This is a genomic window from Lacticaseibacillus mingshuiensis, assembly GCF_016861785.1.
In the GTDB taxonomy this organism is placed as follows: Bacteria; Bacillota; Bacilli; order Lactobacillales; family Lactobacillaceae; genus Lacticaseibacillus; species Lacticaseibacillus mingshuiensis.
In genome coordinates, this window is sequence record NZ_BOLS01000006.1 from 37,267 (window position 1) to 57,980 (window position 20,714).

The 20,714-nt window shown below is 47.5% G+C and carries 33 protein-coding genes and 3 tRNA genes; 1 reads left to right on the forward strand and 35 read right to left on the reverse strand.

The features are described 5' to 3' along the window. Nucleotides 1-2: 2 nt before the first annotated feature. From JUE67_RS04930 to JUE67_RS05025, 20 genes are all read right to left on the reverse strand, one after another. Nucleotides 3-3,191 (reverse strand): tape measure protein, encoded by a 3,189-nt coding sequence (locus tag JUE67_RS04930; RefSeq protein ID WP_203637000.1) that lies wholly within the window; start codon nt 3,189-3,191, stop codon nt 3-5. Nucleotides 3,192-3,264: 73 nt separating this feature from the next. Beyond that, entirely contained in the window at nt 3,265-3,456 is a 192-nt protein-coding gene (locus tag JUE67_RS04935) for a hypothetical protein (protein ID WP_203637001.1), read from the reverse strand. 4 nt (nt 3,457-3,460) lie between these two features. After that, the gene (locus tag JUE67_RS04940) at nt 3,461-3,832 is read right to left on the reverse strand and encodes a phage tail tube assembly chaperone (RefSeq protein ID WP_203637002.1); all 372 of its coding nucleotides are present in this window, start codon (nt 3,830-3,832) and stop codon (nt 3,461-3,463) included. Nucleotides 3,833-3,931: 99 nt separating this feature from the next. Then, entirely contained in the window at nt 3,932-4,552 is a 621-nt protein-coding gene (locus tag JUE67_RS04945; RefSeq protein ID WP_203637003.1) for a phage tail protein, read from the reverse strand. Continuing rightward, nucleotides 4,553-4,933, reverse strand: coding sequence for a DUF806 family protein (locus JUE67_RS04950; RefSeq protein ID WP_203637004.1), 381 nt, complete (start codon nt 4,931-4,933; stop codon nt 4,553-4,555). Continuing rightward, on the reverse strand, nt 4,933-5,346 hold the full coding sequence (locus tag JUE67_RS04955; RefSeq protein WP_203637005.1) for an HK97-gp10 family putative phage morphogenesis protein: 414 nt from the start codon (nt 5,344-5,346) through the stop codon (nt 4,933-4,935). Before JUE67_RS04955 ends, JUE67_RS04950 begins: the two co-directional genes overlap by 1 nt. A gap of 2 nt (nt 5,347-5,348) precedes the next feature. Beyond that, complete coding sequence (locus JUE67_RS04960) at nt 5,349-5,690, reverse strand: phage head closure protein (protein WP_203637006.1); 342 nt, start codon at nt 5,688-5,690, stop codon at nt 5,349-5,351. Beyond that, a complete protein-coding gene (locus JUE67_RS04965) occupies nt 5,677-6,015 on the reverse strand; it encodes a head-tail connector protein (protein ID WP_203637007.1) in 339 nt (112 codons plus the stop codon). The genes JUE67_RS04960 and JUE67_RS04965 overlap by 14 nt, the downstream gene beginning before the upstream one ends. Nucleotides 6,016-6,086: 71 nt before the next feature. Then, nucleotides 6,087-7,265, reverse strand: a complete 1,179-nt coding sequence (locus JUE67_RS04970) for a phage major capsid protein (protein ID WP_203637008.1) — start codon at nt 7,263-7,265, stop codon at nt 6,087-6,089. Continuing rightward, the gene (locus JUE67_RS04975; RefSeq protein WP_203637009.1) at nt 7,265-7,951 is read right to left on the reverse strand and encodes a head maturation protease, ClpP-related; all 687 of its coding nucleotides are present in this window, start codon (nt 7,949-7,951) and stop codon (nt 7,265-7,267) included. The genes JUE67_RS04970 and JUE67_RS04975 overlap by 1 nt, the downstream gene beginning before the upstream one ends. After that, nucleotides 7,948-9,099, reverse strand: coding sequence for a phage portal protein (locus tag JUE67_RS04980; protein ID WP_203637010.1), 1,152 nt, complete (start codon nt 9,097-9,099; stop codon nt 7,948-7,950). The genes JUE67_RS04975 and JUE67_RS04980 overlap by 4 nt, the downstream gene beginning before the upstream one ends. A 6-nt stretch (nt 9,100-9,105) precedes the next feature. After that, nucleotides 9,106-9,279, reverse strand: coding sequence for a hypothetical protein (locus tag JUE67_RS04985; RefSeq protein WP_203637011.1), 174 nt, complete (start codon nt 9,277-9,279; stop codon nt 9,106-9,108). Continuing rightward, nucleotides 9,279-11,168, reverse strand: coding sequence for a terminase TerL endonuclease subunit (locus JUE67_RS04990; protein WP_203637012.1), 1,890 nt, complete (start codon nt 11,166-11,168; stop codon nt 9,279-9,281). The genes JUE67_RS04985 and JUE67_RS04990 overlap by 1 nt, the downstream gene beginning before the upstream one ends. Further along, the gene (locus JUE67_RS04995; RefSeq protein ID WP_203637013.1) at nt 11,155-11,622 is read right to left on the reverse strand and encodes a phage terminase small subunit P27 family; all 468 of its coding nucleotides are present in this window, start codon (nt 11,620-11,622) and stop codon (nt 11,155-11,157) included. Before JUE67_RS04995 ends, JUE67_RS04990 begins: the two co-directional genes overlap by 14 nt. 135 nt (nt 11,623-11,757) lie before the next feature. After that, nucleotides 11,758-12,252: an HNH endonuclease gene (locus tag JUE67_RS12855; RefSeq protein WP_203637014.1), complete on the reverse strand. Its 495-nt coding sequence runs from the start codon at nt 12,250-12,252 to the stop codon at nt 11,758-11,760. Nucleotides 12,253-12,255: 3 nt separating this feature from the next. Continuing rightward, nucleotides 12,256-12,429, reverse strand: coding sequence for a hypothetical protein (locus JUE67_RS05005; protein ID WP_203637015.1), 174 nt, complete (start codon nt 12,427-12,429; stop codon nt 12,256-12,258). A 9-nt stretch (nt 12,430-12,438) separates the two neighbouring features. Continuing rightward, nucleotides 12,439-12,603, reverse strand: coding sequence for a hypothetical protein (locus tag JUE67_RS05010; RefSeq protein ID WP_203637016.1), 165 nt, complete (start codon nt 12,601-12,603; stop codon nt 12,439-12,441). A gap of 1 nt (nt 12,604) precedes the next feature. After that, nucleotides 12,605-12,928, reverse strand: coding sequence for a thioredoxin domain-containing protein (locus JUE67_RS05015; RefSeq protein WP_203637017.1), 324 nt, complete (start codon nt 12,926-12,928; stop codon nt 12,605-12,607). 3 nt (nt 12,929-12,931) lie between these two features. Continuing rightward, a complete protein-coding gene (locus JUE67_RS05020) occupies nt 12,932-13,462 on the reverse strand; it encodes an NUMOD4 domain-containing protein (protein ID WP_203628335.1) in 531 nt (176 codons plus the stop codon). A 12-nt stretch (nt 13,463-13,474) separates the two neighbouring features. After that, nucleotides 13,475-14,623 carry a hypothetical protein gene (locus JUE67_RS05025; protein WP_203637018.1) on the reverse strand — a complete coding sequence of 383 codons (1,149 nt, stop codon included), beginning with the start codon at nt 14,621-14,623 and terminating at the stop codon, nt 13,475-13,477. A gap of 80 nt (nt 14,624-14,703) precedes the next feature. Between JUE67_RS05025 and JUE67_RS05030 the strand changes: the two genes are divergently transcribed. Next, complete coding sequence (locus JUE67_RS05030; RefSeq protein WP_203628337.1) at nt 14,704-14,913, forward strand: CsbD family protein; 210 nt, start codon at nt 14,704-14,706, stop codon at nt 14,911-14,913. A 48-nt stretch (nt 14,914-14,961) separates the two neighbouring features. Here the strand turns inward: JUE67_RS05030 and JUE67_RS05035 are convergent, their stop codons facing one another. The 15 genes from JUE67_RS05035 to JUE67_RS05105 form a co-directional block, all read right to left on the reverse strand. Then, complete coding sequence (locus tag JUE67_RS05035; protein WP_203628338.1) at nt 14,962-15,279, reverse strand: hypothetical protein; 318 nt, start codon at nt 15,277-15,279, stop codon at nt 14,962-14,964. Further along, on the reverse strand, nt 15,260-15,661 hold the full coding sequence (locus JUE67_RS05040; RefSeq protein ID WP_236002622.1) for a hypothetical protein: 402 nt from the start codon (nt 15,659-15,661) through the stop codon (nt 15,260-15,262). The genes JUE67_RS05035 and JUE67_RS05040 overlap by 20 nt, the downstream gene beginning before the upstream one ends. A gap of 26 nt (nt 15,662-15,687) precedes the next feature. Then, nucleotides 15,688-15,760 (reverse strand) — tRNA-Ile (locus JUE67_RS05045). Continuing rightward, a tRNA-OTHER gene (locus JUE67_RS05050) sits at nt 15,761-15,833 on the reverse strand. A gap of 61 nt (nt 15,834-15,894) precedes the next feature. Next, nucleotides 15,895-15,954 (reverse strand) — tRNA-OTHER (locus tag JUE67_RS05055). 262 nt (nt 15,955-16,216) lie between these two features. Continuing rightward, on the reverse strand, nt 16,217-16,774 hold the full coding sequence (locus tag JUE67_RS05060; protein WP_203628339.1) for an ArpU family phage packaging/lysis transcriptional regulator: 558 nt from the start codon (nt 16,772-16,774) through the stop codon (nt 16,217-16,219). A 106-nt stretch (nt 16,775-16,880) separates the two neighbouring features. Further along, nucleotides 16,881-17,435, reverse strand: coding sequence for a hypothetical protein (locus JUE67_RS05065; RefSeq protein WP_203637019.1), 555 nt, complete (start codon nt 17,433-17,435; stop codon nt 16,881-16,883). Continuing rightward, on the reverse strand, nt 17,422-17,820 hold the full coding sequence (locus JUE67_RS05070) for a DUF1642 domain-containing protein (protein ID WP_203637020.1): 399 nt from the start codon (nt 17,818-17,820) through the stop codon (nt 17,422-17,424). Before JUE67_RS05070 ends, JUE67_RS05065 begins: the two co-directional genes overlap by 14 nt. Then, nucleotides 17,810-17,986, reverse strand: coding sequence for a hypothetical protein (locus JUE67_RS05075; protein WP_203637021.1), 177 nt, complete (start codon nt 17,984-17,986; stop codon nt 17,810-17,812). The genes JUE67_RS05070 and JUE67_RS05075 overlap by 11 nt, the downstream gene beginning before the upstream one ends. Further along, a complete protein-coding gene (locus tag JUE67_RS05080; protein ID WP_203637022.1) occupies nt 17,976-18,245 on the reverse strand; it encodes a hypothetical protein in 270 nt (89 codons plus the stop codon). Before JUE67_RS05080 ends, JUE67_RS05075 begins: the two co-directional genes overlap by 11 nt. Beyond that, nucleotides 18,235-18,672, reverse strand: coding sequence for a hypothetical protein (locus JUE67_RS05085; protein WP_203637023.1), 438 nt, complete (start codon nt 18,670-18,672; stop codon nt 18,235-18,237). Before JUE67_RS05085 ends, JUE67_RS05080 begins: the two co-directional genes overlap by 11 nt. After that, on the reverse strand, nt 18,662-19,195 hold the full coding sequence (locus JUE67_RS05090; protein ID WP_203637024.1) for a DUF1642 domain-containing protein: 534 nt from the start codon (nt 19,193-19,195) through the stop codon (nt 18,662-18,664). The genes JUE67_RS05085 and JUE67_RS05090 overlap by 11 nt, the downstream gene beginning before the upstream one ends. Beyond that, nucleotides 19,192-19,398, reverse strand: coding sequence for a hypothetical protein (locus tag JUE67_RS05095; protein ID WP_203637025.1), 207 nt, complete (start codon nt 19,396-19,398; stop codon nt 19,192-19,194). The genes JUE67_RS05090 and JUE67_RS05095 overlap by 4 nt, the downstream gene beginning before the upstream one ends. After that, nucleotides 19,395-19,805, reverse strand: coding sequence for a RusA family crossover junction endodeoxyribonuclease (locus JUE67_RS05100; protein ID WP_203637051.1), 411 nt, complete (start codon nt 19,803-19,805; stop codon nt 19,395-19,397). The genes JUE67_RS05095 and JUE67_RS05100 overlap by 4 nt, the downstream gene beginning before the upstream one ends. Beyond that, nucleotides 19,798-20,691, reverse strand: a complete 894-nt coding sequence (locus JUE67_RS05105; protein WP_203637026.1) for a phage replication protein O — start codon at nt 20,689-20,691, stop codon at nt 19,798-19,800. The genes JUE67_RS05100 and JUE67_RS05105 overlap by 8 nt, the downstream gene beginning before the upstream one ends. Nucleotides 20,692-20,714: the final 23 nt, after the last annotated feature.

Below are 20,714 nucleotides of genomic sequence, written 5' to 3' on the forward strand. Positions count from 1 at the left end.
TGTCAAGCCGTCCGAAAGCTATTCTGGCGGTCATTATAGGCCTTGACCTTTGGTGCTACCTTCGGATAGAACTGGTCGTCGCCGATTTGTACGTTGAAGCTGAGCTTGGTCATCAGCAAGCCTAGGGCATTAATAGCGGCGATAAGGTCGCTGTTATCACTCGCTGGTGCTACCTGCGTCTGCGCCGAGGATTGACTGGCGTTAATCTGCTGTACCGCCTGTCCCAGCAGTTGCCATGCGCGACTAGCCTTTGACGCTGATAACGGTACAACCATTTCAGGGCCTGCTTCGCCACCGATTGCCATACGGTTACCAGCAGACAACAGCGTTGGCGTGTTGATAAGGCCGCCATTGGCATACCAGTCCACGCTAATGTGAGGCAGCGTGTGATGCTTGATCCAGTCAAGCGGGTTCATGCTGCCGGAAATGTCAAAATGCGGAAGCGGAATGTGCGGCAATCTGATGTGGAAGTTAAATAGTCCCTTGATGCCATTCACTAGGCCACCAAGCAGAGACTTAGCAGTCTGGATTGGGTGGACAATAGCGTTACCTACCGACCCAAAGATGCGACCAACGACTCCGCCTAGACCGCTCCAGCCACCCTTAACGTGACTTGATACCCAGTCAACAACCCCACCGACCTTTGATTTGATACTGGACCATGTGCTGCTGGTTTTGGACTTAACGGCTGTCCATGCGTCAGAAATGTGAGATTTTACGCCAGCCATACCGCTCTTAGAATTAGACTTAATTTTGCTTAAGCCATCGCTAACAGACTTCTTGACATCTGACCATGTGCTACGCGTCTTGTCGCCGACTTTGCCCCAGAAGCTATCCCAATCCTTTTTCATCTTTTTGTTGGCTGCGGCTTGTTGCTTTTCCATTTGAGCATTCGACTTGTCATTTTGTGTTTGAATGCCTTTCCACCACTTTGCAATGCCGGTTGCGCCCTTGTGAGCATTAAAACCCAGCTTGCCTAGCCAGTCCTTAGGCTTAGCCTTAGCGTTCCAACCGTCCGTGAACTTCTTGGCTGCATCTCCAGCCCATCCGCCAGCAACTTTACCGACTGTTGCGCCAATAGCAGCTCCTACGGGGCCACCGAGAACAAAGCCAATACCGCCACCGATAAGCGTACCCGCGGTCTCACCACTGGCGTGAAACTTCTGGCCGACTGTACCACCCTTGCTGAAGGCCTTGGTCAGGTCCTTTATGTCTGAAACGGCGTCATAAGCGATGGTGACTACCGCGGTTGCCGTGCCGAGCTTACTATTAGCAAATTTAGAAAAGTTGGCAGCTATTTTTGAGAATAGTTCGGTCTCACTTAGCTTTTTCAAGTTGTCATAGACACGTAGCAAACTGCCGGCAAAGGTGAGCACCTTTTTTGTCACCCACAGTGCGGCCAGTACTTTCACTGTCCCCTTGATGCCGTCCTTGTTCTTAGCAATCTTATCGAGAATGTCATGAACAGTGCCCAGCGGGTCCTTCATCGTTTTAGCGTTCTTGCCGCCAACACCTAGCCAGCCTGCAATGTCTTTGATCGTCGTCTTGGCGATTGACCAGACTTCAGCACCGGCAACCTTTGCGATGTCCCACATGTCGCTAGCAATCCCAGTTACGTCTTTTTTGTGAGCAGAGATGTAGTCTAGGCCCTTTTTGGCCATGTTCGCCACGTATGCCAGACCATTGCCAAGGCTAGTAGCCGCGTTTTGCACAACCGGGCTAGTTATCAAAGATGATAGACTTGCCATGCCTGAGTTTTTAACCTCAAGCAGTGGTGCCGCCAGCTTCGCCTTTAAGCTCGTCCAACCACCCCTAATTTGCGCCATCGCACCCTCGGCCGTTTTGCCGTAGGTTTTAAAGGTGGTACCCGATGTTGTTCCTATTTTGTATAGCAAATTTTGGAAGTCAGCGCTGGATATTTTACCCTTGGCAACCATAGTGGCAAAAGCGCCTTGAGACACCCCAGCCGCCTTAGCAAGCTGTGCGCCTAGTGTCGGCGCCTGCTTTTCAAGCCTCGCTAATCCACCAGAAGTTAAGTCACCGCTGGCGACCACTTTTTGCATGGATTTTGCCAGTGTGTCCATGCCTGAACCGCCAATGTGAGACGCCGTGGCAATGCCAGCGATACCAGCGGAAATAACGGTCGTTTTTTCCGTCACACCGTGGGTGAAGCTGTCAACGGACTTCTGCATTGTGTTTATTTCTGTTCCAGAAGCCCCGGTTTGTGCACGGAGATAGCCCATCTGATCGCCAAGGATCTGAATGTCATTGGCATTCTTACCCATGTTCTTCCAGGTGTCATTAATCTTCTCGCCGGCCTCATCTAGCTCAAGGCCGCTTGTGATTGTTGACTTGATACTGCTGGTGAGCGTACTAAAGCCATTGCTAATTGCATTGGTGACCAGACCACCAGCCACAATCTTCTTAAATAGGCTTGGTGTCTTCTCCGCCTGTTTGTTTGTGCCCTCGATTGCAGTCTTAATCCTGCTGAATACAGACGGATTAGCCTTCTTCATGGCAGAATCTAATTCAGTCATGCTGGTTTTAGTCTTGGCCAAAGCAGTAGCCGTCTCATCAACACGTACCTTTTGCGTACGCCATGCATCGGAATCTTTACCACTGGCAGTAGCGATCCGTGATAGCTCTTTTTCTTGTGCTGACAGCTGCTTGTTCAGGTTACTGATGATGTCCTTGTAACCCGTCATCTGCGCTTTGTTGGCTTCTTGCTGCTTGCCCTCAGCCTTCAGCCGCTCAACATAGCTGTTAGAGACTGTGGTAATTTGCTTGTATTCAGTTTGTAAGCCTGCCAAGCCTGACTTCTGGTATTCAAGGGAAGACTTCGCCCGTGTCTGTTGTGCCTCCAACGACTTCAACTGTGTGGTGGCACTGTCAATGTCCTTCTGGTACTTGAGATAGGACTCAGCGCCGTCTTTGGTCGTGACATCTAGGCCCTTTTGCTTGTCCCGCAGGCTTTCAATTTTGCTTTCTTGAGCCTTTATGCTATCGCCCAAACCCTTGTAGCGCGTCTCTGCTGCTTTCAGGTACTCGCCGGTGGACTTTAGCGCTGCTTCCTGCGACTTCCACGCATTCTTGGTTGAACTGATAACAGCATTTAAGCTCTTGAGTGACGTTTCGGCTTTGAGCGTGTTCAGAGCGACTTCTGTGCCCATTTCAGCCTGAACTTTTTGCATGCTTACACTTCCTTTATATACAAAAAGGGACAGACGGCTTTGGTATACCGACTATCCCATGTGTCATTCTGCGTTACATCAAGCCCAGACCCTTGAGCATTTGTTCGGGGTCTTGCTGGCGATCCTCTGGCTTTTTTGCCGTTTGAAGCTCCAGCAGGTCATAGAAGTCACTATCCAGCCATTGCTCAGGCGTCCAATGCAGATACACCAGCGTGTCTTGCCCCGACAGCTTCAAATCTTCCAGCTTGTTTTTCAGCTCAAACACCGTTTTACGCTTGTTCGGCTTCGCTTTTGTCGTCCGCCTGTGATGCCTCTTTGGTCAACTTTGCAATATCTTCATCACTTAAACCCTGAACGCGTAAAATAACGTTGTTAGCAATTTCAACGGTCTCACTAAACTCTAAGTCGTCTAGCTTTTCTTGTTCTTTTTGGTTTAACTTGAGCGTGTCCGTGATGTAATTCATCACGTCATCAATCAGCTTCTGCTGTTGCTTAAGCTGTTCCACCGGCGTTAGGTCCGCGTCTTCAACGTCATCAACCTGCGCCATCATCAGCTGTAAAGATAACGTGGCCTTCATGACCCTGTTGGTCACCTTGACGATATGCTCACGGTTGCTTAGCTTAGCTTCTTTAATTTTCATTATGAATTCTCCTTAAAAGATTAACGCCGACAGCACGGCTTGCACGTGCTTGCCGCTAGTGCCGGCTCGTATCCTCAATAAGCCCATGCGGGTGTTCGCTTAATTGCCAGTACCCGTGCTAGTACCCGTGCCAGTTGCCGCTACATAACCACCGAATACTTCTTTGAGCATCGTTGGTTGATCGAAGCCAGTATCGGCAGAGTTATACAGCTTAAATGGCTTGTGACCGAACGCGATTGTATCCAAGGCGGAAATGGTAAGCGCATCATCGACAATCTGCTTATTATCATCATTAGTCTGGACGTTGGCTTCACTTTCAACGGCTGTGGCGTTACCGAACCCGAAGTAAATGCTGCTGCCACTGAGCGACTGCGTTTCAATCAACATGGCGATATGTGCAGGGTCGCTTGGCGTCCAACCGCCCTTACCATCGCTAACAAAACCCTTGATTTTCTGCTTGATGTCAAAATCAAGATTAAGCGAGTCATAGGCAATAGACGGTGCCGCGGCGCCATAAGTAACCTGCTGACTTACATTGTTGCCGTACCGCTTGGTGGAGCTACCAACCAGACCCGTGATGTTGGCCGTTTTTGACCCCATGTCCTTTGTATCTACTTGATAAAGCCCGTCTGCTGAAAGCCCGTCTTCACCCTTCAAAAGCTGCTGAGTGACTGGATCGACCAGCGCAAACGTGACCATTTTTAAACCTACAATAGCCATTTAATTACCTCCAATATTCTTTTCGCGTGAAAAATAAAATGTGTTCATCAGTTGCTGTGTGTCTTGGTCTAATGTGCGCTGACGTACTGCCACGACTTGCCAACCCGCGTGAACAAACGCCTTCATTAGTGCTACTTCAAGCGTCTCTGGGTCGCCGTCGAACTCTTGCGAGTACCAGACTTGTACCTCAACCTCTTGGTAAAGCCGCCAGAAGTCACCGTTGCCATATCCGGAAGGATTATTGGCTGCATCAGTCACCAACACCACCGTCTTGTCTAGGCTGTCGATGGCTTCCTGAGGTAAGTTGTTGCCATAAACTTCATCTATGCCAACTAAAGAAGCGGCGCTAATCAAAGCAACCGCATCATCTACTGCGCTCATTATTCGCCACCGCCTATCTTCTTGATTACCTTCTGATATTCCTCGAATTCAGCCGCAAGTACTTCATCTTTATCATCGTCACGTGCATTGTCCACGAAATGGTCACCACGAATGTACTTTGTGCCATCATTAAGGAACCGGGCAACGAACTCTTTCTTGGTGAACCCAGCCATGGACTTGCCATTATGCCTACCGTCAACGTCACCAGTTGCCGACGCAATGTCATCGGTTAAGTGCCCATATTCGCCGCCTGACCCCTTTGTGTTTGGGTGATTTGCCTTGGTGGCTTCTGTTAGCTTATCAGCCAGAACGTCGGCTCCGGCTTTGGTTATCTTTTCTTGTTGCTTGCTAGTCAACTTAGCCGCTTGGGTAACCTGCTTTTGCCATTGATCTAATGCTTCGTTGAGGTCCATTACTACGCCCCCTTAGTTACTTTGGTAAGGGTCAGGTAGTCATAGCGGAGAGCATCGTTACTGTCGTCCGGGCTAATGTCTGAAATGTCATACACAACACCATCAAGGCGTGCCTGTTTCTGATTAATGTTTCTAGCATCATGACGGACTATGATGGTGATTGAATTATCCAAGCGTGTTCCCACAAGCGTGTACTGCTGCGTGAGTGTTCGTTTCTGCTGCTTGAAATGCAAGCTATAAGCTGGCACGAAGCTGGTGACGTTAACACCAGCACCAGTTTTATGTGACTGTGGAGAACCTAGCTCAACCGTTCGGCTGAAATCGGCTGCCTTAAATTTTGCCATCAGTATCACCAGCCTTTGCCGCTTGGTCACGCTGGATTTTCCAACGAATACTGTTGATCATGTATGCGTAGCTGGGCGGATAGGCTTTGTTTTGATCGGATAGGGCACCGCGTGAGTAATACATGTAGTCAACAAGTACCCGAACCGCTTGATTAAACAACGGATATGCCCTATAAACATCAATCCCAATCGTGTCATCAATGGCCCCGGTAACTGCGTCCTCTGCCGTACTGATCATATCGGCAAGAATTGAAGCATCGCCATCGGCGTCAAGATTAAGATATTTTTGCATGTCTTCCGGGGTAACCCCTTGACCATCTGCCATATTCAGCCCTCCCTTAATAGCCGCCCGTCATATCGACGAATTGTTTATTTCTTAGGCGACTAACGATCGTATTACTTACCAGTACCGGAACCAGATGCAGAATCTGTGTTGGTTACAAAATAGCCGGCATTGCTATCGGCCTTTTCGACGCCAAATCTGAACGCGGCACCGAGATAACGGCCATAAATCTTGCTGTCTTCCCATGCCAACGTAACCTGTTGACGATCCGCAAACAGCACACCACGTTTCAGATCACCAACAAATGCCTTCTGATCGCCGGCGGCAGAACCTAGAAGCATATCGCCAACAACATAAACAGGGACGCCCAGAACAGTACCCTTTGCAGCACCGCTAGTAATGGAATCGGACGCGTCGTGAAGCAAGTATCGACCGTTCTTATCCTTCAAAGTGTCGAGTGTGTTGAACAAGGACTGAGTAACCACAAGCGCCCGACTATATGCCGGGTCAAGATCAACGTTCAGGATGTGCTTAAGATTATCAACCAAAGTGTCAGTGGTTGTAGCCTTAGCAGTGAACGACTGCAACACAGGCGCAATCAACGCGTTGTAGGTGTTGACAGACTTCTCGTTAATGGACTGGCCAACCAGTGCGGTCAAGTCCACTTCAGAATCAGCAATAGCTTCTTCGGACAGAGGAATTGCGCCACGGTACGTGCCAACAGACCAGTCCACCTGTTCAAATTCAGGCTCAGCAAGTGTGGGATTTTCGGCCAATTCTGCCACACTAGAAAAGCGATCGGTTGCCCGTTTCAAAATCGGGTATGTACCCTTAGGAGTAGTAACCGGCGTCTTGGTAACCAAGGTGGACAAATCCACAACTGAATTTACTTCTGCGGTAGGGTCATAGATGATTTCTTCCGGAATTAGCACGCCTGCTTCTGTCGAAGTGACGTGACCAGCTGCAGCATCAACCACCTTGCCATGGCTATGGATGAAGTCGTTGATAGCCTTCTTCTTCGCATCGATTGGCTTCTTGGACAGGTCGGTGCCCTCCTGTTGTTCATTATCCACTGGCTTGTCAGGATCAGAATTGGCCTTATTTTCATCTTCAAGTGCTTTAATCTGGTCGTTGATAGCGTCCCGACGTGCCTTTGCAGCGGTAAGGTCGTCCTTGATCTTTTGAAAATCATCGACAGAGGCATTCTCATCTTGCAGTTTTACGTTCAATTGAGCGTTCAAATCAGCACACTTGGCACTGACATCGTTAAAAAGTGTTTGTAACTTGTCCATTATTGGACCTCCTTTTTGTCATAAAAAATAGCCAGCTTCTTGTTTAGCAGATCGTTCTGCTTAGGAAGTTGACCACGTAACTTGTCGTTTTCGTCCTTCAAATTCTTGATGCGTTGAACCGCTTGATGTGGAATAATCGGACCTACCGCATTTACAATCGGCGCATCGAAGTCTAGTTTTTCATCTGCAAGACCGAGCTCAATTGCCTGATCGGCAGTAAGCCATGTTTCAGAATCCATTAGCTCAATAAAATTATCGGCAGGCTTACCTGTCTTGGTTGCGTACAAGTCAGCAATCGCATTGTCTGTTGTTTGCAGCATGCCAGAAGCCTTATTGATATCGTTGACGTTTCCACTAGCGTCGCTTGATGCTCGGTGGATCATCATCTTCGCACCCGGCGCCATCTGAACCGTATTAGCACCCATAGCAACAATAGTCGCAGCTGAGTATGCGTTAGACACAACCTTCGCTGTCACATTGCCCGAGTATGCGCGCAAGGCATTACAAATTTCCGTTGCTGGATCTACCTCGCCACCATCGGAGGCAATCTCAAGTGTGACATCAGAACCATCGTCGGGCAGCTTATCAACAATATCTGACGGCGATACAACCGTAATTCCGAACCAATCACGATAGATTGGCGCATAGTCGTTGCTTGTAATGTAGCCTTTAACCGGAATAATCACTTGTCATCACCTCCCTTCGTTGAGCTGGTAAGCGGTTTGAAATCAGGCAAATTATTGGGGAAAAAGCCCGATCCTTTAAGGATAAATTGTGCCTGCTCAGCGCCTAGCACCCCGGACTTGGCAAGATTGGCTATCTGGTTAATCAGTATTGAGTCGTCAACATCCAACATATCTTTGATATCCAATTCAAGGTCCGGTGCGTTCATCTTCAAGCGCAGCTCGTCCACGATTGGATTAACGTATGAGTTTAAGTTTGCCAGATATGTTGCCTTGATTTGGTCAATATTGGAGTGCTGGCTTTCAGTCGACGTGCCACCGCCCAAAATGTCACTGGGTACACCAAAGGCCTTGGAGATTTGGTCAGCAGAGTATGCTGAATTATCAGCCAAGGCCTTAAATACATCAGTCTTCATTTCAAGCTGGGTGTATTTGAACCCATCGGGTAAAACCATCAGGCGACCAGAGTTATCACCAGTATTGGCTTTCTCAAACTCTTCACGGGCGGCTTCTAGGTCTTTACCATCGCTTAAATAGTTACTTATTTCGAGCTGTCCAGCAGGATTAATCTGATTTTCCATAGCGCTCATGTTGCTTTTTGAGGCTTTATCGTCCAAATTAAGGGCGTTTTGCAGGCTTTCTAAAGGTGATCGGCCAATCAAGTACCGATATTGTGGATCTGGCATGAGCCTAAAATGAAGCATTTGGTTCTGTCTAAGCACCATTTGAGGACGATCATTGCTCTCTAAAACCGTATATACGATGCCTGTATTGCCTGGCAAGTAGTTAATCTGGACATCAGAGTTAGGAATATGCTCCAAGTTTGGCCCAACTAAGGGGATATAGTCGTTGCCCGACAAGCACAACTGCATCAACGCACCTTGCCAAAAAGAAAACCGGCCTATCAAACCGCTAGGGCTCTCAAGTCGGTTCAGTGTTGCAGTATTTTCGGTCTTGAAGTGCGCCGAGGCAACATCGCTAGCAATACGGTTGATCACACTATAAACATTAGTGTTCTGCAAAGCAGACAGCGCCGAAACATAAGAAAGCTGCATGCCGCCAACCGTGGTCGTTAAAAACGCAGGATTGCTCGGATAGACCATGTTTTTGGCTTTACGTTTATTGAAGTTTCTAGGGGTTAGAAGTCCCATTTAGCCTCACCCCCTTTCTTTGTCCAAAATATAGGCAATCACACACAGCTCAATTCCGGAAACTAAGTAGCCAAGTACCAGATTGAAGGTGAATGCGGCCACTGAAATCAACGCTAATCCGAGAACAAACACCAGTACTGTTCCCCAATTGCTGAAAAAATTATTAATTACTTTCGCCATTACTTACCACCTCCAAACATCGCCTTGAAGAAGTCACGTTTTTCCTGTGCGTCTAGGTCATTCAGCGGGTTATAGCCCTCATCATGATAGTTTTCAAAATAGAACTTGGCCTGCGCGTGGGCATTAATAAGTGCATCAGTCGTATCGATGTGATCGTTGGTGCGGTTTTGACGGTCAATCTTGACCGAACCACCGCGATCTTCTACCAATACAGCGTTGTTTAGCCCATCAATCAGTAGCGGATCATTTAGCATCGAAATGTTGCCATTAATAAACAAATTCTGAAAGTCCTTCGTAGGTTCATTCAACTTGAACGAGGTTGGAGGCAAAGGAAACCATTGCCACTGCGGTTGATAATTCTCCAGTTTCTTTTCGAGCCATTCACCGTGGTTTGGATCAGCAATGATGAATTTAACCTTGAGCCGATGTTGATTAACATAATCAACCAACCACTGGTAAACCTGATCGGTGTTGATTACGCCTGATGCAAGATTGGTGATGTCAACAAATCCTTCATCTTGCAATTTAAGGTAATCTAATCCGTCCTGCTTCGACTTGGCTTCAATGGTTTTTGCCTGTGCGAAGGGAATAAAGCTGTGCTGCTGAACATGGAACATGTGTTTGTCATGATCAGTGTACGGATAAATGAAGCCAAAAGACGTATTATCATTTGTCTGTGACCCGTCAAACCCGATAAACACATCACGCCCGTTCACATCGAAGTGGTCAATAATACTGCGTTGAATGTTGTCTAGGGACAAATAGCTGTTCTGAAATCTCCGGCTCCACAGATTTAGTGACTTATTTACGAAGGTTTCAAGCGTTCCCTCACGTTCATTATCGTTGCGATCCTGATTAAGAGCCTTTTGAAGGTTGTCCCGTTTACTATTTTGCAACTCAAGCAGATTAGGATTAGATTTTGCCCATGTTTCGGGTTCAAATACCTCATCCTCCGAGTCCTGAGCATAAATTACTTGGAATACGTTGTCAGCGTCTCGAACGGCGTCATGCTCAATGGCAGACCGGGTAACATCTTCGTCGTTCTTAAACTTAACCTTGATATCTGGATAAGCTGTTGAAATCTTGACAAACATTCGGTTCTTAATGCCATTTTGTCCGGATGTAATCTGTTTTAAGGTCTCATTCAGTGCTGGCCTCAAGTTACCAATTTCATCATAAACAGCGATTGCATTGTGGAAACTATCAAAGCCGCCGCCTTGTGATGTGCCTTTTCTGATCGTATTCTTAGTGTTTTTTGCAATAACTTGCGTGGTTTGGGCTTCCACGCCACGCTCTCTAGCATCATCTGCAAAGTCCGGCAGGGATAAAATTGTCTTCGCCTGCAAAGACACGTCATTGAACAGCTTGGTTGCATGTTCACTGTCGTAACTGGCCACTAGCAAGTCCTGTGATGTCGCATTCCAGCAGACTACAAAGTAATAAAAGTTGATTAGAATTGATGCTAGCCAAGTTTTGCCCTGCTGACGCGCGATTGAAATGTTAGACGTTGTGAATCGGGTCCCATTATCAGGCGTCCGCCAACCAATCAAGCTATCCAGAATGAACGATTGCCACTTAAAGGGCTGAATATTATTTGTGGTATCTTCAGGGTTGGGTAGCAAGCGTGAGAAGTATTCGATCGCGTCCACCATGTCTGGACTGTATTGATAGGGAAAATCATCCTCGCCAATCCGCAGTAAATCATTCAAGTGCCTAATACATGCCAGCTGAGTATCTCTTCCAGTCATGTATTTATTGGTGAACATCACATCATAAGCGTATCTTGTTCCTGGATCGTGGTACTTATCAAACAGTCCTTGGTAATCTGATTGGTACGGCTTTACGTAGCCGCGAATATCTTGCACACCGGTAAAATCAAACGTCCGCACCAAACCCAACCTCCTTCAATGGACTATTTCGCTTAGGCTTTTCTGGCTCTTCGACAGTTATCTGACGTAATCCAGAGTCAAACGTAAGTCCTAAATCATGCCCTAACGACTTCATATTCTTCACACAAGAGTCCATTTGCACAGCTCCAGGGGAACGCTTCACCGCAACATCATCGTTGTCATAAATCCACAGCCCTTGTTTTTCGATTAGCTGCTCAGACTTAATGTAAAGCGAGTAATAACGGCAGTATAGCTCGAGGCTGGGCTGGTCAATTTTTTTCAGGTAACCGAGCTTCTTGATTTCCGGAACTAATGTCTTCCACAAACGGCTAGCTTCATCATCTAGGTGAACGGGAGGCGTGTTCTGGATGTCCTTCATGTCGTCGTCACTGTTGGGCTGATCATCAGAGGAACCAGCATGTAAAATTGTTAAATTTGGATGATTTTCTGGCAAAAAACGCGCCTCCTTTCTGTGCTGAAATGCCATCGTTTAGGGATTTAAGTCTAAAAAGTCGAAATTTTCAAAAAATGGCCTCGTGCTGACTGGACACTGGTGTGTGAGGTTCCCCTTAAACAACATAGGGCCCCCCTATTTTTTATGAGCGAGTACCCATTCAGAGATTTTGCTGCGTGTCCACTTGGTTGAAACGTCAAGATTTTCAATTCTGGACTGTGATGTGTATATTTTTTCCTCAAGCTGCGTCTTCCAATAGTGGCAGCCTTTGCACAACACCCATAGGTTGGCCTTGTCTAGGCACTTCCGTCTGTCTATTCTCAATGGCACGATGTGGTCGACAATCAGATAGCCAGAGCGATCATAGGTTCGTCCACACACTGCACAAGTGAAGAAGGCCTGAGCCTTTAGCATGTGTGCTGTATGTTCCCATATCTTGGAATGATAGAATGCAGTTGACTCTTTGTCGCGCTTGTATCTGTCATAGTAGGACGTGCTTCGGCTGGCACGCTGGATGGGCTTGATGTCAATGGGCTTGTACAGCTTGGCGTGCATGGCACAGTATGGGTTGGCTTGACCATAAGGTATGGTGTTGTTGCATCCAGTCTTGCGACATACCTTCACACGCATGCGCTATTCCTTGCCTTCTGGTACAAAGGTGAAGTCCTCACCGCTTAGTATCACCGTCTTTATGCCTGTTTTGCCAGTGAGTTCTTCCTCTGCTCTATCTGCTTGCTCGCAACTAATAAAGCCTGGAACGATAATCAACAGTAAGTCATGTCGCTCAATGTAAATAAACTTGCCCATATCAATCAATCACTCCTCATGCAATCCGATGACGACAACCAGTCCGATCCAGAATACTATCCAGATAATCCAAGCAATCAACGGCACGAATACCAGTAACCAACTCCATGCAATCAAGCCGAATAGTTTGGCCAGCACGAAGATAAGTGTAAGCAGTAATACGAAGTAGTACATGCTAGTCGGCCTCCTTGTATTGGTTGATCTTGTCTGTCCTCATGTCGCACCATTGATCGCGCGTGCCATCTGGCTTGTACACGGTAACGACTGGCATAGACTTGTAGCCTTGCTTTCGGAAACGTGCATAGTCTTGTTCGTCAGCCATGATTGTTTGGACTGGCATGGCACGAGACAGCAGGTTGGATGTCATGCGACACTTGGCACAGTTTGGTTTGGTATAAATGATTGCGTGCATGTGTTTCTCTTCTCTCGACAACTCTTCAATTATTGATCGCTCTGTACTGCATACGTAACCGTATCCGACTCGTTTCATTTCAGACATGACCTACACCGCAAACTCGAAGGAAAAACCGTGGTGATGTTTGAGCTTGCCATGAAGGCACGCAGATACGTGGCCATCGTTTAGTCCAAGAATTTCTGAGGCCTTCTTTTGGCTGCTAAAGAAATAATGATGTCCCGAACTAGTTATTACATTAATCGGACGTTCAAGCGCTTTTGCTACACGCTTGTTGCGGCCATTGTACATGTTGTTGTAAAGCATCGTGCACCATTCAAGGTTTTCTGCTCGGTTATTGCTTGGGTTCTCATCTTTGTGATTGACAGTCGCATATCCATTTGGGTTTGGTATGAACGCAGCAGCTACAAGACGGTGAACCAAATATACAGCCTTATTGCCATTGTGTTCTAACGCTACCTGCAAATATCCATCATGAACGTTTCCTTGTTTCCTTAAAATGCCCTTTCTATGATGTCCAAGTGCATCGATGCGCGGCAATGACCGAACTCTTCCAAAAGAGCTTACCTGAAATGCTCCTTCATATCCTTCAATGTCTTTCCAAATTTCCTTTTCGCTCATGATAATTACCTCTCAAACGTAGTAAATTGCAGTTGTCTCGTGGTCTGAATACTCAACCAATTCAAATGTCTTATGAGCAACAACGCCCAAGTCATCTGTCCAGCGGTCTGTCGGTTTCCTCGTTGAAACTTGCCGTTGAATGAACCCACCAAGGTCACGAGACATTTCGCTATGCATGTGGCCAGAAAACAGCTCGCGGTTCTGTGCTGTGCCTAACATGAAGCCGAACTCATCAAGATACTTGGCTAGGTAGCTTGCCTTGCCTTTATCCCCGTGTGTTGCACCAATGAAGTTGTGGCCTAACATCGCTCCCTTGTAATGCTTCAGTGATATGTCCCAAGTTATGTTTGTTTGGTTGCTGTAGGCGCGTTTCAATAACCGGGCAAACATATAACCAACTGACGGATCATGATTCCCGGCGCAATACATGACCTCACACTCATTGGCGTTCTTGATAATCGCCTCAATCAGTGTCTCGAAATATTGCTCCATTTCATTCACAGTCTCGCCTAGGTCGGTTGTTTCGAGCTGTGTGCCCTTTGCTGTGGTCGAGTTGATATTGTCCACGTGGGCTAAGTCACCACCCAGAATGAGCAATATCTTTGCATAATGGCCACGTTGAATGATATCCAGCTGCCGCTTAAGAGATTCAGCATAGATGTCGAACGTATGCCCGTTGAAGTGCGTGTCAAATGCGGGAACGACAAGATATCGTTCTGATGGTACAAAAATAGGAGCCTTGGATTTGTAGGGCTCCTTGTGTGTGATGATATCGTTCATCAGGGATTCATATTGTTCAGCCTCGACCAATGGCCTAATTTGTATCTTGCTCTGGTACAGTGTTGCTTCGGGCGTCTGCTTCCAGAAATTGCTGGTAGCACGCACCAGTTCCCACTTGGTGTAGTCATACCCGTGGGCTTCTAGCACCTCTCTAGGCGTCATTTTGTGGCCCCTGACGACTTTTAGAATTGTCTCACTAGACTGTGTACCGTCTGAATCGTACTCGTTCGTCATGGGTGGCTGAAATTCAATTCCGAGCCTGTGTGACTTCGCCTTTATAGCGTTATAGCTAAGTCCCATCTTATCTGCGACTTCGCGCCGCGTATATCCAGCGGAGGCGAGCTTGCGCATCGTTCCGATCTGTTCATCTTTCCACTGCAATTAATTCGCCTCCGAAAAAACGCTTGCAACACAAGCTCAAATATAGGACAATGACGGTACACCAAAAGGAGGTAATATCTATGAGCTTAGATGGTAAAATTGACAGCACTAAGGACAAAATCTCCGGTAAAGCTAAAGAAGTTGAAGGTAAGGTTACTGGTGATAAGGCCCGTGAAGCACAAGGCAAGGCTGAAGGCGTGATTGGCAAAGTAAAAGAAAAATTAGACGATGCCAAAGATGCCGTTAAAGATACCGTTGATGATGTAAAAGAAAAGTTCAATAAAGATTAATCTCTTGGCCGGCATTTGCCGGCTATTTGTTTGCACAAAAATAGCACCTCACCGTTTGGCGGAGTGCTCGGGTAAATAAACAGACGCCGAAGCGTCTTCTATGGATTTCCTCGTGGCTCTCACGACACTGTTCAGAATACGAGTTACGGTCTTTAGCTTTTTCATTAGGGCTGCATCATATTGACACTGAGTGTATAAGCCAGGAGAAACGCCAAAATGCAGGACCTTTAGGCTATCCATTTTTGCTATTAAGTTAATTGAAAGGCACTGCATTTCTGGGCACTGTTCTTGGTATATTTGTGCCTGTTGCTTATCCGCACACAACAGTAGGTTATCAAAAATGGTGTCATTTTTTTCTTTCTTCAAAACGGTTATCCACCTCCCACATAATTGTGGCTGACCCTACATCCGACAGAAAACTAACAGCTGAGTCGCTAGTCAATCTCCCTGACGTATACTGTACGGTATCCTGAACCCATTTATAGTATCTGTGATATGGCCCTGGGCCAGCATGAAGAAAATTGTTTCTAGCCAAATTGTATTCGTGATATTCGCTGTCAAGACTTTTCCTTAGCTCACGAACATCTGTCATATCTTCCCGCGTTAATGGTCGATTCCTTTTCATTAATTCACTCGCACGCCGGTTATAAGCGTCAATCCTATCTGACAGTTCTTTGATCGTTGGCTTGCTCTTTCTAAAGTTAATCGGTTCCATTTTACTCACCTCAAAAAAATAGTACTCCAGCATGAACTGGAATACTACATTGAGGTGAATGTAGACGGCAGGGTTTGAACCTGCACCCACGCAATTATAAGTTGCGCGCTCTACCGATTGAGCTACATCTACTGTGAGAGGTGGGAATCGAACCCGCATATTGCCCGCCTGATGACGGGGCGCTTTTCCACTTAGCTACTCTCACACGCTCGCTCCCCCGTCAGACGGGATCGTCGCAGGCTATATCCGGTCACTAAACCGGGCAATGAGGCCAGACGGGACTCGAACCCGTGACTCACGGCTCTACCTACTGAGCTACCGGCCTCTGTGCGCCTGTTTATCGCTCCCTCAACAGACTGAGTGGCTTCTAGCCGTAACAAGCGATACAGCACATTAGGTTCTGGGTAACCTTTTGGGCCCGAACTGCTCCGTGCCGGAATCGAACCGGCAGCCATGCGTGGCTTCCACATCGGAGCTACCTATCCACGGAGGCATGATCACCGCGAATCGGGTTGGAACATCACAAAATGAAAGAAGGAAGCACCGCCGGCTCTCACCTTTGGCACAATACAATATTAGCACGCCATTTCAGGGTAGATGTTCGCTCTTTGTTCGCACTTTGTTCGGTGTTCGTTCGCTGTTTGTTCGGACCAGCAATCCATGATCGCCAGCTGGCCACAATCCGGCAAATGTATATAGTGCATCTTTCAGTACGTCATAGTAGCCCGTTTTCCCATATCCAGAATCCGCAATCAACAGCTCTACAGCAATTGGCCGCTTGATGTAGTAGTCCTTCAGTATGTTGCGGTGAGCGTCGTCCTCAATGCAGCCGATTGTCTTGTCACAAGCCTCTATGTACGTCTCATCGTCAATGTGATCCGTAATCCTGATCTCAACGACGTTGCCAATCGATGGCGACCTTGGCATGCCATCAAGCGATGGCGACTTGATCGAGGCCTTCACACGTGCCCGCTGCTTGCGTCTGCGATAATCTTCTAGCACTGTGTCAGCGGCAAGTACGGACGCCTCATAGTCCCACGGGCTCACAGCATTAGCTGTTGTCTTTCTCACCAGCGCGTCACTCCTTTCCCAGTTTGCCCAGAACCACACGCCCACCCAGGCTGTGAACAGCATGACGGCAATCAACGGTCATGCCACCAGTTGTAAATTATCAAGACAGCAAGCGCGGTGAGGCCAATGATTGTAGCAACGACCTCGAACCAGAACTTGATTCCGATATAATCATATAAGCTCATTTCTCCGCCTCCAGTAGCTCCGGATTTTCGTAGACGAACGTGTAGCCTTTCACGGTATTTCGTTTACCTTGAAGTGCCATCGTAATGTCGCCGTTTGACTTCAATCCCAGGAAGTATTGTGCATCCTTGACAGATTTAAACTTTCCGACCTCAATGCCATCTTTAAACATAGCAACTGGCTTGTACTTCTTTTCACACACCTCAGCAATGCCTTTGAGATAGTTCTCATTCCACGAAAGCCACTGCATATTGCGAAACTCATATCCTCTGTACGGGTTGATCCGATCCACGGAAGGCTTAGATTTTTTAGAGTAATCGTCGGTCACCCAAAGGTTAAATAGTCTCAAAAACTCATCGCTACTCATAGCCCACGTCTGAAATTCACCGAGGGTGAAAGGAAGCGTTCCGTATCCTTTCAGCTTGTTTCGGCTAGACAGCTTTTGGAACAAGTTTGTCAACATTCCAACGGGCATATGCCTATACACGGCGGTTGCGTTGTCAAACCGCGCCCTTGCCTTTTCCTCCCACGCTCGAAACTTAATCTGTCTCATCTCGCACATCCGCCTCCAGTTTCACGATTTCGCCTGTTTCATCAACGCGCCAGACACCTAGCAACCAAGCACGAGCGAATGTGTTCTGATTGTTAGCGATCCAGTGATACTTCGTCTGGTTTAGGTCATCTAGCGGCGTATCAATGCGACTGACGGCATCTCTCAGGAAACCGAATAATGTGAACATCAGTTTGTATCTCTTTAGATACTCTCCTACCTCTTTCGGAATCACCGGCAGATCATCTGGAAACGCGGCGTCATAACGGGCAGATAGGTAGCTACGTAGGTCGCCAGCCTCATCGTCGTTAACTGGGTCATATTCCCTGCCAACTGGCGCATATACCAACGCGGCATCAAACACGTCGCGCTTCGTCTCATCGCTCATCGTCAGTCACCTCCAACTGTTCCCTGTTGTAATCGATAATACGTTGATAGCCGTTGTTGGCTTGCCATGCGCAATCATACAGACCACACAGATCAAGCTTGTTGATTGTATTGTTAGCGGCATCGATGGCCTTTTGTGCCGCGTCTATGTCAGCTTTAGTCGTCATAGTGGATTACCTCTTTGTCTTCCCAGTGCCAACCCAAGCCTTTACGTGCTTCTTCCTCGGTAGGTTCCACTGGGTGTGCAACACGCTCAATCTTCATAATCCGCACAGTGTTATCAGAATCATATGGCCAAGAACCTGTTTCAATTGCATTATCGTATGCTTCGTCGCACGTGTCGCGATAATAATGATCAGCTTCGGCACGGGTTTCAAATACCTCTAATCCATAAATACTGTGTACTGCCCAGCAATCAGTCTTCATCGTCAGTCACCTCCTGAAGTCCAATTTGTGTCAGTCCTTTGATCGTCAAAAATCTGTCACGAAAATGATGACCGATGGCAACTGGTTTTGACAAAAATGTGTTTGATCCATCGTAAACTACTCTAACCGGAATGTCCTTAAGTCTTGCCAGTCTGATGCCATCATCACTATCAACCCCAAATAGTTCAACAAGTGCCCGCATCATGAGACCGGCATTTGTGATTTGGTTTACTCCACAACCAATGGCTTGAGTACCAGTGTCAAAGTCAACTGGCATCCAAAGTGAGGGGACGTTGCCAAAATGTCCTGTGACGATAAAGTCAACGCTTCTTACGAGCCCGTTCACGTCATTTGCTTCCGGCCATATGGCATTGACGTCAGCTAAAGTAATGAATTTCGTCTTTTCGACATATAAATCAGTCTTCATCTTGCACCTCGACTTTTTCGCAATCCTGCAAACCGTAGTGATCAATCTCGGCGTCGGTGAATGTCAGATTCCGGACAATCTCGTCATCAGTTCGCCATGCACCGGTACACCCAATATTTCCGTTTCCTCGTTTCCAGTACAGTTCATCTGCCGTATGTGGCACCTTCACGTTCCACCGCTTATGTTTCTCGACCGCCCAACCGTTAACGTAGGCGCGCATGAGGCGGTCTTGACTGTTAATAGGGGCACCGGCGGCCCCGCAGTCAAAAATATGCGCCGGCCAGCATGAATCTTTAGCCCTTTCCAGCATCTCCGCTTCTTCCTCGCTCACCACGACCTTATCCGGGGACTCGACTAGCTCGACCACGTGAGCTCTACGCCCCATGCTTTGAGCCTCCGCATAGCTCTTATCCTTGAATAGCGTTGGGTTATTGGAGTACCAAATTCCCATTTTCGTGCCGTCTAATGACAGCCATTCGCCTTCATCATTCTTCACTGCGTACAGCTTCGCTTTATCTGTCATACTTGCTTCCTCCCGAGCGCCCATGCTCCAACGCCGATTTTCCACACTATAACGGGCTCGCTCAGTGTGATGTGCACTCGCTGGCGATCACTCGGTGCCGCCCCATGCTTTGTTTGCTGATTAATCCACTGAAAACAAAGTTCCTTGTATTTGGCCGTGAAGTAAGACTTACCGCTCTCGAAGCCAATAACTTGATAACTCATAGTTCCTCTACCTCGATTTCCACTCGTGGTGTGTCGCTGTACCACTTGCTGACGTACATGTCGACGATCTGGTTGTCGTCTACCCACACGATCCCGGTCAGCGCATCAGACACCGCTTTGTAATAGTTGTCTGTGTCCGGCTTAACAGTTGGCCTGATAATGCCATCCCGTTTTTGCCGTTTAATAAGCTCGCTACCGGCTTTTTGAATGCCTCGGTATACTTTTACGTTTATCATGATAGAACCCGCCAGAGGCTCAATATGGAGCTCCTGACGTGCAATCCGCTTGACGTACTCCTTGTACGCTTTAGACTTTGGCGGATCATACGTGCTCACGAACCGACCTCGCCGGGAAAATCTCGGTCGTCCTTGGGCAACTGGCTCCCCCGGAATCGTCAGCTTAACCACCGGCATTGTTGACCTCCTTCAGTTTTGCCAAGCGATCCGCAAGCTCCTTGTCTTCCTCTTCTGTCAGTTCATCCCCAGCCATCGGCATTGTTTGATCTAACCATTCTGGATGGGCTTCCCGTCTGACAGCTTTATAACTTCTCTCTGAAGCGTATGGTCGATTAGCCTGCGCTTTCATTGTGTCGTACTTCTCACGCAGCTTAGCCGCACTCAAGATATTCGTTTGCCAGAACGTATCAGACTGGCACCAGTCGATCATGCGATGGATCTTGTCGAATGGTCGCTTGTCGATCTCGTGCATCTTGCGAATGTCATTTGCCCACGGTTGCAGGTTCGGCTTCCTGTGCTCTGGGTTGTTGCTTTTGATTTTCTTCCAGAGGTAGGTCGCTTCGATCAGTTCCGGGGAGTCGTCAGCATATTCCCGCTTGCGGGGATGCTGACTATCTCTTTTATTAGCATTCTTTGCATTCTTAGCATTCTTGATTGTGGACACTTGATGGACACTTGATGGACTAGTGATGGACAATCGCTGGTCATCTTCTTGATACTCACCCCAGCTAATCACAGTGATAACGCTGTATTTAGTGTTCGATTTGATGGACAACATTTGCTCTTTTTCAAAAAGTTTTATCCATCTCCATAGTTGACGCCCGGACACGCGCTGGACAGGCTTTGCCCCTGCGTTGAACTCCGATGCTATTGCATCGCGCCCGGTGACGAATTGACCGCTGGACACGTCCACCTGTTGACCGTTAAATAGGAAGCGATTGCCATCATGAGATGCCTTCATCAAAATTAACAGCCATAGCTTTAATTGATTCGCGTCAGTCCATACGAAGGACTGGCGTATTTTCCGATATACCTTGATCCAGCCTCCGTCTGCCATGCGATCACCTCAAATCAGAATGG